The 11,268-nt window shown below is 58.2% G+C and carries 11 protein-coding genes; 1 reads left to right on the forward strand and 10 read right to left on the reverse strand.

Features of this window, described 5'->3' with window-relative positions; all coding sequences use genetic code 11:
* Positions 1–700: 700 nt before the first annotated feature.
* The 9 genes from ACYZTX_RS22620 to ACYZTX_RS22660 all read right to left on the reverse strand — a co-directional run bounded on the left by ACYZTX_RS22620 (position 701) and on the right by ACYZTX_RS22660 (position 8,011).
* Positions 701–1,306 carry an START domain-containing protein gene (locus ACYZTX_RS22620; RefSeq protein WP_462035923.1) on the reverse strand — a complete coding sequence of 202 codons (606 nt, stop codon included), beginning with the start codon at positions 1,304–1,306 and terminating at the stop codon, positions 701–703.
* Positions 1,307–1,347: 41 nt separating this feature from the next.
* Positions 1,348–1,602 (reverse strand): YkgJ family cysteine cluster protein, encoded by a 255-nt coding sequence (locus ACYZTX_RS22625; RefSeq protein WP_462035924.1) that lies wholly within the window; start codon positions 1,600–1,602, stop codon positions 1,348–1,350.
* A gap of 165 nt (positions 1,603–1,767) precedes the next feature.
* Positions 1,768–2,241 (reverse strand): translation initiation factor 2, encoded by a 474-nt coding sequence (locus ACYZTX_RS22630; RefSeq protein ID WP_462035925.1) that lies wholly within the window; start codon positions 2,239–2,241, stop codon positions 1,768–1,770.
* Between the two features lie 88 nt (positions 2,242–2,329).
* A complete protein-coding gene (locus tag ACYZTX_RS22635) occupies positions 2,330–3,769 on the reverse strand; it encodes an aminotransferase-like domain-containing protein (protein ID WP_462035926.1) in 1,440 nt (479 codons plus the stop codon).
* Positions 3,770–4,121: 352 nt separating this feature from the next.
* Positions 4,122–4,934 carry an OmpA family protein gene (locus tag ACYZTX_RS22640; RefSeq protein WP_462035927.1) on the reverse strand — a complete coding sequence of 271 codons (813 nt, stop codon included), beginning with the start codon at positions 4,932–4,934 and terminating at the stop codon, positions 4,122–4,124.
* Entirely contained in the window at positions 4,931–5,287 is a 357-nt protein-coding gene (locus ACYZTX_RS22645; protein ID WP_462035928.1) for a DUF4398 domain-containing protein, read from the reverse strand. The genes ACYZTX_RS22640 and ACYZTX_RS22645 overlap by 4 nt, the downstream gene beginning before the upstream one ends.
* A gap of 9 nt (positions 5,288–5,296) precedes the next feature.
* A complete protein-coding gene (locus ACYZTX_RS22650; protein ID WP_462035929.1) occupies positions 5,297–6,133 on the reverse strand; it encodes a substrate-binding periplasmic protein in 837 nt (278 codons plus the stop codon).
* A 198-nt stretch (positions 6,134–6,331) separates the two neighbouring features.
* Positions 6,332–7,261, reverse strand: coding sequence for an electron transfer flavoprotein subunit alpha/FixB family protein (locus ACYZTX_RS22655; protein WP_462035930.1), 930 nt, complete (start codon positions 7,259–7,261; stop codon positions 6,332–6,334).
* Positions 7,262–8,011, reverse strand: a complete 750-nt coding sequence (locus ACYZTX_RS22660; protein WP_056745417.1) for an electron transfer flavoprotein subunit beta/FixA family protein — start codon at positions 8,009–8,011, stop codon at positions 7,262–7,264.
* 548 nt (positions 8,012–8,559) lie between these two features.
* On the opposite strand from ACYZTX_RS22660, the gene ACYZTX_RS22665 reads away from it, so the two are divergent.
* The gene (locus ACYZTX_RS22665) at positions 8,560–10,224 is read left to right on the forward strand and encodes an electron transfer flavoprotein-ubiquinone oxidoreductase (RefSeq protein WP_462035931.1); all 1,665 of its coding nucleotides are present in this window, start codon (positions 8,560–8,562) and stop codon (positions 10,222–10,224) included.
* Positions 10,225–10,275: 51 nt separating this feature from the next.
* Here ACYZTX_RS22665 and ACYZTX_RS22670 read toward each other — a convergent pair whose 3' ends face one another.
* Positions 10,276–11,166 (reverse strand): AraC family transcriptional regulator, encoded by an 891-nt coding sequence (locus ACYZTX_RS22670; RefSeq protein ID WP_462035932.1) that lies wholly within the window; start codon positions 11,164–11,166, stop codon positions 10,276–10,278.
* Positions 11,167–11,268 lie beyond the last annotated feature (102 nt).

An 11,268-nucleotide genomic window follows, 5' to 3' on the forward strand; every position in this document is an offset into this window, starting at 1 on the left:
CATATCCGTTTCTTCGGTAACGGCCGCTGGCGGTTTCGCTTTTACAGCGAGTCACTTTGAAAAGCCCAAATTAACCAAACGCTTTTGCCCCGCCATTCGGTGCCTCGCTTAGGCTCGGCATGCCCTCACTCCGGCATTGCTCCGGGGGCCCGCCGCCATCGGCCATCCATGGCCCAGAGTGTGTAAAAACGTTTTTCAGCGAGATTGGCGCCAAAATCAGGGCTGAAAATCACGCATCTACGAAAAATCTAGGTCTGCCAACCAGCCGATAAACTTCAGATTTCACATAGAAGCGCAGACCTCAATTTTGACTAAGCGTTTTTACACACTCTGGGCCGGGGGCGGCTACCGCGGCATCCTTGCCGCGGTGCCCCCTGCGCAACGCCTGCGTTCGGCCTCTGGGAAAGGGGCGGCAGATCTGAAGCCAAAGCAAAGCAACGGCAACGGCAAGATCAAAAGATCAAAAGATCGCAGCCTCGCTTCGCTCGTCAGCTCCTACAGGGAAATGCGTTCACTTGAAGCCAGGCCGGCCGGCAGACCGCCTCGCTCTTGGTTTTGCGCTGCACGCCCCCTCACGCCCTGAGCCTGTCCGTCAACCTGTGACTACTTCCATCGGCGCTTCTCCAAGTGACTCGCTGTAAAAGCGAAACCGCCAGTCGCCGTTACCGCAGAAACGGATATGCCCCCATCAAAACCGAATTTATCTCTCGGCGCGTTCTTTCAGGGCTTTCAAGGTATTGAACGGTGCATCGACCACAAACTTGTTGGCCACCATCGACGGTATGCTACCGCCCGGTTCGGTGTGCACCTGATAAGTCACTTCAATCTGGTCACCCTTGGGCACGAACTTCCAGAAACCGTCGACCTTGGTCACCCGCACAAAGCCTTTTTCCTCAGGAATGTACTTCGGCACACCTTCGAGCTTACGGGTCAGACTGCCATCGGCACCCTCGACCGTGGTGACATGCAGCACCGAGTCACGCGCGGTGACCGGCCAAGGCGTATTGAACTGGGTGTAAGTCCAGCTCTGATCACCTTCGTGCTTGAGCAATTTCTGGGTCTTGCATTCGTGAATCCAGGCGCAGGCCCCTGACACGTCTTCCTGCAATGCGCGCAGTTTGGCCATGGTGGTCTTCATCAGCGAGACACCACGGTAGGCCTTGTAATCGGAGCCGGCCACCTCGCTCAAGGAGATCTTGATGCCGTCCTGTTCCTTGGCGACTTTCCAGTCTTCGGCCTGAGCAGCCGTGGTGGCGAGCATTACCGTCAAACCACACAGCACAGCCAAACGTTGCAGCGAACCCATAATCTTATTCCTTATTGTTGAAGTTCCGTTCGTCGAACACATCACGCAGCCGTCATTTGCTCCCACCACCCCAGCAACTTGATCGCTTCGTCATTGCTGCTTCCGCAGACTTCGATGTCGGCTTCGAACGCCGAACACACTGCAGGACGTTCCGGTTTTCCGAAAATATTGCACAGGTTTTCGACAGAGAGTTGTACGCAACGTTCTCCGGCGGCTTTGCCCTTGGGCATGCCGGGAATCGGTGAACTGATGGAAGGGGCAATACAACAGGCGCCACAGCCTTCACGGCATTTCATGACGACGAGCTCCTCGCGACGGGCGATGTGTTGATGGAAGTGGCACAGAGTAACCGCTAAAACGCTTGTTTAAAATTACCTGGACCCGGGTTTTTTCGCTCAAACGAGCGTGACTGACCAGTCTCCGACAAAGCGTCTGGCCAGCGGGTCACAGATGGGAGGGAATTAGCGCTTGAACTCGAATTCCAGCGCTGCGCCTTCGACTTCATGGCGCTCTTCGTTGCGCAGTTGTAACTGCATTTCGTTGCTGATCAGCCTTCCGTTGAGCTGAAACGGAGAGCTGCCGGCCTTGTCACCGAACATTTGCGGCAACACCGTATCGTGCCGCGCCAACGGGACCGTACCGATCGGTTTCAGCTCCTCGGCCATGTCCTCGGGCAGGCTCAAATCCAAGTCGACCGATGGAAGCTTGGTTTTCACGACTTCACTGGCGGTTTTTGACTTGGAGGCAATCGGCGGTCGTTTTTTCACCGGGGCCGCTTTCTTTTTGACCGGCGCGGCTTTTTTGGCGGGCGCCGGTTTTTTCGAGGCGGTGCTGGCTGCCGGCTTTTCCTGAACCGAAGCCGCCATCACGCCTTCGGCCTGGAAGGTCATCAGCAGGCAGATCGAAAGCCAGACGGTGGGGAAAATCGATTTCATGGACCCAACGGTGCAACGGCAGGAGGCCATATGCTCGCTTGTTGCAGGCTACATGACAAGCACGGACAGGAATAACCTGCCCGCACCGTCAGAGGCCGCCGGCCATCTCCTGACAGAGCTGGGTGGCCAGCATACCCAGGGTCATCAACGCACGCTCGGCTTCACGGTTCCAGGGTGTACCGCAGTTCAGCCGAATGCAGTGATTGAACTGCTCGGTGTTACTGAAAATCAGCCCCGGCGCGATACTGATGCCCTGCTGCAACGCACGAACGTGCAGCTCCTGAGTGTTGACCCGCCCCGGCAGACTGACCCAAAGAATGAAGCCGCCGGTCGGCCGGGTCATCTGCGTGCCTTCCGGGAAGTATTGCTGCACGGCCAGCTGAAAAGCGCTGAGATTCTTGCGGTACTCCTGACGGATGTAGCGCAAATGCCGGTCGTAACCACCATTCTCCAGATAGGCCGCAATGCCCATTTGTGTGACGCTGCAAGCCGAATGAGTACTGAAGGTCTGCAAACGCTGGATTTCCTGCTGGTACTTGCCGGCAATCATCCAGCCGATCCGCACGCCCGGCGACAGGGTTTTGGAGAAACTGGAGCAGTAGATCACCCGGTCCAGCCGATCATAGGCTTTGAGCGACTTGGTGCGCCCCTGCTCAAACATCAACTCGCCGTAGATATCGTCTTCAACAATCTGGATATCAAAATCCGAGGCCAGACGCAGCAGTTGCTTTTGCCGCTCTTCAGGCATGGTGCCGCCCAGCGGATTGCTCAAACGAGTGGTGAGCACTAGCGCCTTGATCGACCACTGGTTGGCTGCCAATTGCAGGGCTTCGAGGCTCATGCCGGTCGCCGGGTCGCTCGGGATCTCGATGACTTTGAGGCCCAGCAGGTCGGCCAGTTGCAGCAAACCGTAATAAGTCGGTGACTCGGCGGCGATCAGGTCGCCCGGCCGGGTCAGCACCCGCAGCGACATCTGCAAGGCATCGACGCAGCCGTGGGTAATCACCACTTCCGACGGATCGACCACTACGCCGGCATCGCGCATGCGAATCGCAACCTGACGGCGCAATGGCTCGAAGCCGGGGCTGAACATGTAGCTGAACGCCCGCGGGCTATGGAAACGGGTGACTTTGGCCAGTTGCTGATGCAGCGCCCGCACCGGCAGATAATCAACGCTCGGCACGGCCGCGCCCAAAGGGAAAACACCTTCGCGGCGGGATTCGACCAGGACTTGTTGAATGATGCTGCTGCGAGTGACCAGACCGGGACGTTCGACCCGGGCGATGTCCGGTGTCGGCGCGGTCAGGGCCGGGGTCTGGTGCACGTAGTAACCCGACTGCGGCCGGGCGCGGATCAGCCCCTGATCCTCGAGGTTGGCGTATGCCTGCAACACCGTCGCGTGGCTGACGTTGAGCTGTGAGCTCATCTTGCGCACCGAAGGCACGCGCTCCCCGGGTTGATAGACGCCTCGGCGGATGTCTTCGGCCAGTTGCTGAGCAATACGTTGGTAGAGCAAGAGATTGGTCATGACGCAGCACTCGATTTCACGGGCATTTTATTCTTGTGTGAAACAATACCGGAACAGTTTAGAAGTGTACTGGGACAGTTGCCACAATAGTCGACCGTACAGTGCTGTGTCAGCCAAAACTGTACTGCTTTTAGGGGCATGACGCGAGGTAAATGGCAGGCGCAAAAAAACCCGGCGCTGACTGGCAGGCCGGGTTGTAGCAGCTGTCGAGTGAAACGAGGCTGCGATCTTTTCAGATCCACTTGAGTCCCAAGCGGCAGATCAAAAGGTCGCAGCCTCGTTTCACTCGACAGCTGCTACAGGATCTCGAGCGTCAGCAGTTTCCGTAGGCCTGCCTCCAGTAACGCGACCCTTAACGGGCGGCGCCGAGCTGGCCTTTTTCGTCGGAGAACACAATTTCCACCCGACGGTTCTGTGCCCGGCCCCGTTCGGAGGCGTTCACGTCCACCGGGTATTCATCGCCATACCCTTCGACCTGGATGCGTTTGTCGTCGATGCCCAGATCCATCAGCACGTTCGCTACCGATTGCGCACGGTCGCGAGACAGCTTGCGGTTTTCCTGTTTACCGCCGGTACTGTCGGCGTAGCCTTCGATGCGCACCACACGCTTGGGGTTGAGCTGCAGGAACTGCACAATCTTCAACACCACGCGGTTAGCCGAGTTTTTCAACTCTGCTTCGCCCGTGTCGAACAGCACATCGCCCAGGGTCATCACCAGGCCGCGGTCGGTCTGGGTGGTCGCCAGCGCGACAATCTGTTCTTCGAGCCATTTGCCCTGCTGCTGCACGCTGAGCAGTTTGGATTCGCGCAGGGCCAGTTGCAGTCGCTGACGCTCCAGTTCGAGCTTCGCTGCACGTTCTTCGTTGAGCACCTGATTGGTGTGTTCGCGCGCGATTTCGCTGTAGCGCTCGCTCAGGTAAGCGTAATGCAGCACGTCCGATCCACTGCCCCAGTAGCTGGACAGACGATCGGCGCGGGCCAGCGACTCACCGGCGCGAATCACGTCCTTGGGCGCGATACGCAACACGTTGGAGTCTTCCTTGACCTTCTGGAAGTCTGTACTGGCTTGTTGCAACGCGGTCTCGCTGTGATGACCGGCACAACCATAGAGACTTGCGCAGCCTGCCAGGATCAAACCGCCGAGTGCTTTGGTCTTGAGGCTCATTGGGCATCTCCCAGTTGCTTGCGCAGGCGAGTGATGCGGGTATTGAGCACGTTCAACTGCTCCTCGCTCTTGAGGGTCAGAACCCGGGCTTCGGCCAGACGCGCGTCCAGCTCGGCCTGCTCGGCCCGCATGCGCGCGTTCCTGAAGGACTGGTCGTTCATGCTGCCCTTGGCGCGGTTGAACTTGTCTTCGGCCAGTTTCATTTCCGGCACGTCGTCGGCATTGGCGCCCACGGCCTTGGCCTGCTCGAGTGCCTGTTCGGTCAGGCGCATTTGTTCACTCGGCGCCGGATCGGCTGCACAACCCGCCAGAGCCAGAACGGCCAGGGCAGCGAAAAGAGGTCGAATACTCACTAAAAATCCCTACTGTTTTGGGGTACTGACGGGTTGTTGCGGCGATTGCTGCTGTTGCGCCTTCCAGCGCTCGATATTGCGTTGCAGCACGGCTTCCGTCAGTCCGGACGCGGGCAATTCTGTCATCTTTTTGGCCAGCTGTCCGCGCAACCACGGATCGTTGCAGGCTGAGTTGTGGGAAACCGCGAGGAACAGGCCGGGTTTGTCGATCGGTTGTGGGCGGGCGATCAGGTCATTGGCCATGCTCAGCGTCTGCGCAGCGGCCATGCCCGAGTAGCGTCCGGCAAGGACAAATTCCACCTCGCCCAACAGCAATTTCTGAAAAGCCTGGGTCAGGTTTGACGTACGTGTGAGGGTCAATTGCTGCTCGGCGAACGTGCCGAATGCCGCAGTCATTCGAGACTTTTCCGACAACGCACCGGGATGACCGTAAAGGTCCTGCGCTTCGTTGTAGACCAGCGTCGAGTCTTTGCGGGTCCAGACCAGGTAATCGTTTTCCAGTAGCGGCGGATGAATGTAATCCAGGGATTGCAGTTCACTGACCGTCAATGACGCATCCGCCAGCATGTCCATGCGCCCACTGCGCACTTCGTCCAGGGCCTGGGAACGCTTGCCGGCGTAAAGCAGTTCGACCTTGATGCCCAGTTCCCCCGCCACTTGCTGCAACAAATCGGCACTGGCACCGATCAGGTGTTTGGGGTTTTGCGGGTCTTGCCACAGGTACGGTGGCGCATCCGGGCTGCCGGTCACCACCAGGCGTTCGCACTTGCCCGCAGCGACGGACAGCCCGGAAAATACTGTCAGGCCCAGCAGCAATGACCAGCCACACATGTGGCGCAGATCCATGGCGATACTCTCCACTCAAAGTCGGTTACATCGCCTGTAGGGCTGTCGAGTGAAACGAGGCTGCGATCTTTTCAGGTCCACTCGAATCCCAAGCGAAAGATCAAAAGATCGCAGCCTCGTTTCACTCGACAGCTCCTACAGAAGAACAAAAAAAAGCCCGACCAAAAGGTCGGGCTCTTTATAAGTCAGGCCGCTGGATTAGACCAGCTTCTCAAACTCAGGGATGGCTTCGAACAGGTCAGCCACCAGGCCGTAATCGGCCACCTGGAAGATCGGCGCTTCTTCGTCCTTGTTGATCGCAACGATCACTTTGGAGTCTTTCATGCCGGCCAGGTGCTGGATCGCGCCGGAGATACCGACGGCAATGTACAGCTGTGGCGCAACGATCTTGCCGGTCTGACCGACCTGCATGTCGTTGGGTACAAAACCTGCGTCGACCGCGGCGCGCGAAGCACCAACGGCAGCGCCCAGCTTGTCGGCCAGGGCGTACAGGTGTTTGAAGTTGTCGCCGTTCTGCATGCCGCGGCCGCCGGAAACGACGATCTTGGCAGCGGTCAGTTCCGGACGATCGGACTTGGCCAGTTCTTCGCCGACGAAGCTGGAAGTGCCAGCATCGTGAGCAGCCGCAACGGCTTCAACAGCGGCCGAACCACCTTCAGCAGAAACCGGGTCGAAACCGGTGGCACGCACGGTGATCACTTTGACCGCAGCGTTCGACTGAACGGTCGCGATGGCGTTACCGGCGTAGATCGGGCGCTTGAAGGTGTCAGCGCTTTCGACCGAGATGATCTCGGAGATCTGGTCAACATCGAGCTGAGCGGCAACGCGCGGCAGGATGTTTTTGCCGTTGGAGGTAGCGGCAGCCAGGATGTGGCTGTAGCCAGCGCCCAACTCTGCTACCAACGGTGCGACGTTTTCCGGCAGTTGGTGAGCGTAGGCGGCGTTATCGGCCACCAGCACTTTAGCCACGCCCGCGATTTTCGCAGCGGCTTCAGCCACGGCGCCAACGCTTTGGCCTGCAACCAGAACGTGGATATCACCACCGATTTTGGCAGCAGCAGCCACGGTGTTCAGTGTGGCCGGGGCCACTACTTTGTTGTCGTGTTCAGCAATAACCAAGATAGTCATTTAGATTACCTTCGCTTCGTTTTTCAGTTTCTCGACCAGTTCAGCCACCGACTTGACCTTGATACCCGCGCTGCGTGCAGCAGGCGCTTCGACTTTCACGGTTTTGTTGGTGGAGGCGGTGGAAACGCCCAAAGCGTCCGGAGTCAGCACTTCGAGAGGCTTCTTCTTGGCTTTCATGATGTTTGGCAGGGACGCGTAGCGCGGCTCGTTCAAACGCAGGTCGGTGGTGACGATGGCCGGCAGTTTCAGGGAAACCGTCTGCGCGCCGCCGTCGACTTCGCGAGTCACGGCAACGGTGTCGCCGCTGATTTCGACTTTGGACGCGAACGTGCCCTGACCGTAGCCGCTCAATGCAGCGAGCATCTGGCCAGTCTGGTTGTTGTCGCTGTCGATGGCTTGTTTGCCAAGGATCACCAGCTGAGGCTGTTCCTTGTCGACAACCGCTTTCAACAGTTTGGCAACGGCCAGGGAAGTCAGATCTTCGGCGGATTCGACGAGGATGGCGCGGTCGGCACCCAGAGCCAGCGCGGTGCGCAGTTGCTCTTGAGCGGTGGACGGGCCGATGGAGACGACGACGATTTCAGTCGCAACACCTTTCTCTTTCAGGCGTACGGCTTCTTCCACTGCGATTTCGCAGAACGGGTTCATCGACATCTTGACGTTGGCGAGGTCAACGCCGGAATTGTCCGCCTTGACGCGAACCTTGACGTTGTAATCCACAACGCGTTTGACAGCTACAAGAACCTTCATGGATTCCTCGTTACTCTCCGGTGAAAAGAAAGTCGCCTAGGCGAACCTGGCGGTTTGATGCTCATCGGCGCAAGGGCACCTCTAAAAACGCTGGCAAAGGTGTCAAGTGACAAGCGCTCACGATGCAGATGACCGTTCGTCAGTGATGACCGACAAGTCATTCAATATCGCGGCGTGTAAACTGCGCAGCAAACTTGTGCGGCGCACCACCCTGTACTGCCATCGCCCTGTCTTTAGAGGTGCTCTTGATACCAACAGTCAGCCTACGGCGAGCGCAAAACCGACCGTATATTGACCGGAACGCCTATTCCGGTCAATACGGCAAAATGGCCAGTCATAAGCCGCGTGACTTTGATTTCTCTGGCTTTGAGCCGATTCAAACAAACGTTTGTATTGGACGCTAGGAGTGGTGTAGATATAATGCGCCACCTTAGAGAGAAAGGTGGCTCATCGATTGTCCTCTTCCTGCATTGCGCAGGAATTCATGGATGCGACACCAAACCTCCAATTAGAAAAAAAACTGTTGAGCCTTGAGTAGGAGATAACCTGTGGAACGCGAATACATGGAATTCGACGTGGTCATCGTCGGTGCCGGCCCCGCTGGTCTTTCCGCCGCCTGCCGATTGAAGCAGAAGGCCGCCGAAGCCGGTAAGGAAATCAGCGTCTGCGTGGTCGAAAAAGGCTCCGAAGTCGGTGCACATATTCTCTCCGGCGCGATTTTCGAACCCCGTGCCCTGAACGAATTGTTCCCGGACTGGAAAGAACTTGGCGCCCCACTGAACACGCCGGTGACTCGCGATGACATCTTCGTTCTCAAGAACGCTGACAGCGCGCAGAAGATTCCTGACTTCTTTGTGCCCAAGACCATGCACAACGAAGGCAACTACATCATCTCCCTGGGCAACCTGTGCCGCTGGCTGGCCCAGCAGGCCGAGAATCTGGGCGTAGAAATCTACCCAGGCTTCGCCGCCCAGGAAGCACTGTTCGACGAGAACGGCGTGGTTCGCGGGATCATCACGGGCGATCTGGGCGTTGACCGCGAAGGCCATCCGAAGGAAGGCCTGTACACCCCGGGCATGGAACTGCGTGGCAAGTACACGCTGTTCGCCGAAGGTTGCCGCGGCCATATCGGCAAGCAGCTGATCAAGCGCTTCAACCTCGACAGCGATGCCGACGCCCAGCACTACGGCATCGGCCTGAAAGAAATCTGGGAAGTCGATCCAGCCAAGCACCAGCCAGGCCTGGTAGTCCACACCGCCGGCTGGCCGATGGACATCATGGGCTCCGAGAACACCGGCGGCTCGTTCCTCTATCACCTGGAAAACAACCAGGTCGTAGTCGGTCTGATCGTCGACCTGTCCTACAGCAACACTTACTTGTCGCCGTTCGACGAGTTCCAGCGCCTCAAGCATCACCCGGTGCTCAAGCAATACCTGGAAGGCGGCAAGCGCATCAGCTACGGCGCTCGCGCTATCTGCAAGGGCGGTCTGAACTCGCTGCCGAAAATGGTTTTCAAGGGCGGCGCGCTGATCGGTTGCGACCTCGGCACCCTGAACTTCGCCAAGATCAAAGGCAGCCACACCGCGATGAAGTCCGGCATGCTCGCCGCCGAATCCGTGGCCGAGGCGCTGTTTGCTGAAAAAGACGGCACCGAAGAGCTGACCACTTACGTCGACGCGTTCAAGAAGAGCTGGCTCCACGACGAACTGTTCGCCAGCCGCAACTTCGGCCCGGCGATCCACAAGTTCGGCGCCATCGTCGGCGGCGGTTTCAACTGGCTCGACCAGAACATCTTCGGCGGCAAACTGCCGTTCACCCTGCACGATAACAAGCCGGATTACGCTTGCCTGAAACTGGCGGCCGATTGCAAGAAGATCGACTACCCGAAACCAGACGGCAAGATCAGCTTCGACAAACTCAGCTCGGTGTTCATCTCCGGTACCAACCATGAAGAAGAACAGCCGTGTCACCTGAAGCTGACCGACCCGAGCATCCCGATCGCCAAGAACCTGCCGCTGTACGATGAGCCTGCCCAGCGTTACTGCCCGGCCGGCGTGTACGAAGTAGTGACCAAGGAAGACGGCGAGAAGCGCTTCCAGATCAACGCCCAGAACTGCGTTCACTGCAAGACCTGCGACATCAAGGACCCTGCACAGAACATTACCTGGGTGGCGCCGGAAGGCTCTGGCGGCCCGACTTATCCGAACATGTAAGTCGAACGGCTGAACATCAAGGCTCCCGAACGGGGGCCTTTTTGTTGCCCGTCAGGCAGCGCGCTCATCGCCGGGATTACGCTCGAAGTAGCGCTTGTACTCGCGACTGAACTGCGACGTACTCTGATACCCCACGCGATGCGCCACCTGCGCCACCCCCAAACCTTCGGCAAGCAACAACTGCTGGGCCTTGAGCAAGCGCAAACGCTTCAGATACTGCACCGGCGACAACAACGTGCTGCGCTTGAAATGCTCATGAAACGTTGACGCGCTCGTATTCGCGCAACTGGCCAGCGTCTCGACGTTCAACGGCTCGGTGTAATGCGCATGCAGATGACTGAGCGATGCCGCGACCCGGGCAAATTGACCCTGCTGCTCCACCAGCGCACGCAACACATTGGCTTGCGGACCGCGCAACGCAACGAACAGCAACTCACGCAATCGCGCCTGCCCCATGATCTGACATTCCAGCGGATCGTGCAGGCAGCGCAACAGCCGCTCTACACAACCGCGCATGTCATTGTCGAGCACCGCCGAGGTCATCGACTCGGGTGTCTGCGCAGGAATATTGCGCCCCGGCGCCAGCCCCATGGCCAACACCAACTCGCCGAGCAGCACCCGGTCAATGGCGATGGAAATCCCGAGCATTGGCCCATTCGGCGCCGAAAAAGTTTCGCACTCAAAAGGTACCGGCAATGCCTGAATCAGATAATGCCCGGCACCATACTCCAGGCTACGCGGCCCGAGGTACGCCAGTTTGCTGCCTTGGGCGATGATGACCAGGCTCGGTTCGTAAATCTGCGGACCACGGGCCACGTCGCAACTTGCCCGCAATACCTGCACCCCCGGCAACGCCGTCGGTACGAAACCGTCGCGGATCGCCAGTGGCTCAATCAGCGAAACCAAGGTGGCATTGGCATCGAGATGTCGGGTCAACAACATGAGAGCTCTAAAAAAAAAGTCGCGGAAAAGGGATGAAAGCATCATCGCAGGTCTGATCGCTAATGCGACCCATCAGAGGTACATGCCGGAGGAATAGGCATG

It is taken from the genome of Pseudomonas sp. MDT1-17, from assembly GCF_054898105.1.

Coding starts and splice junctions, on each gene's coding strand:
- ACYZTX_RS22620 (WP_462035923.1), bottom strand. CDS start 1,306: ATGGGTTCGCTGCAACGTTTGGCTGTGCTGTGTGGTTTGACGGTAATG.
- ACYZTX_RS22625 (WP_462035924.1), bottom strand. CDS start 1,602: ATGAAATGCCGTGAAGGCTGTGGCGCCTGTTGTATTGCCCCTTCCATC.
- ACYZTX_RS22630 (WP_462035925.1), bottom strand. CDS start 2,241: ATGAAATCGATTTTCCCCACCGTCTGGCTTTCGATCTGCCTGCTGATG.
- ACYZTX_RS22635 (WP_462035926.1), bottom strand. CDS start 3,769: ATGACCAATCTCTTGCTCTACCAACGTATTGCTCAGCAACTGGCCGAA.
- ACYZTX_RS22640 (WP_462035927.1), bottom strand. CDS start 4,934: ATGAGCCTCAAGACCAAAGCACTCGGCGGTTTGATCCTGGCAGGCTGC.
- ACYZTX_RS22650 (WP_462035929.1), bottom strand. CDS start 6,133: ATGGATCTGCGCCACATGTGTGGCTGGTCATTGCTGCTGGGCCTGACA.
- ACYZTX_RS22655 (WP_462035930.1), bottom strand. CDS start 7,261: ATGACTATCTTGGTTATTGCTGAACACGACAACAAAGTAGTGGCCCCG.
- ACYZTX_RS22660 (WP_056745417.1), bottom strand. CDS start 8,011: ATGAAGGTTCTTGTAGCTGTCAAACGCGTTGTGGATTACAACGTCAAG.
- ACYZTX_RS22670 (WP_462035932.1), bottom strand. CDS start 11,166: ATGTTGTTGACCCGACATCTCGATGCCAATGCCACCTTGGTTTCGCTG.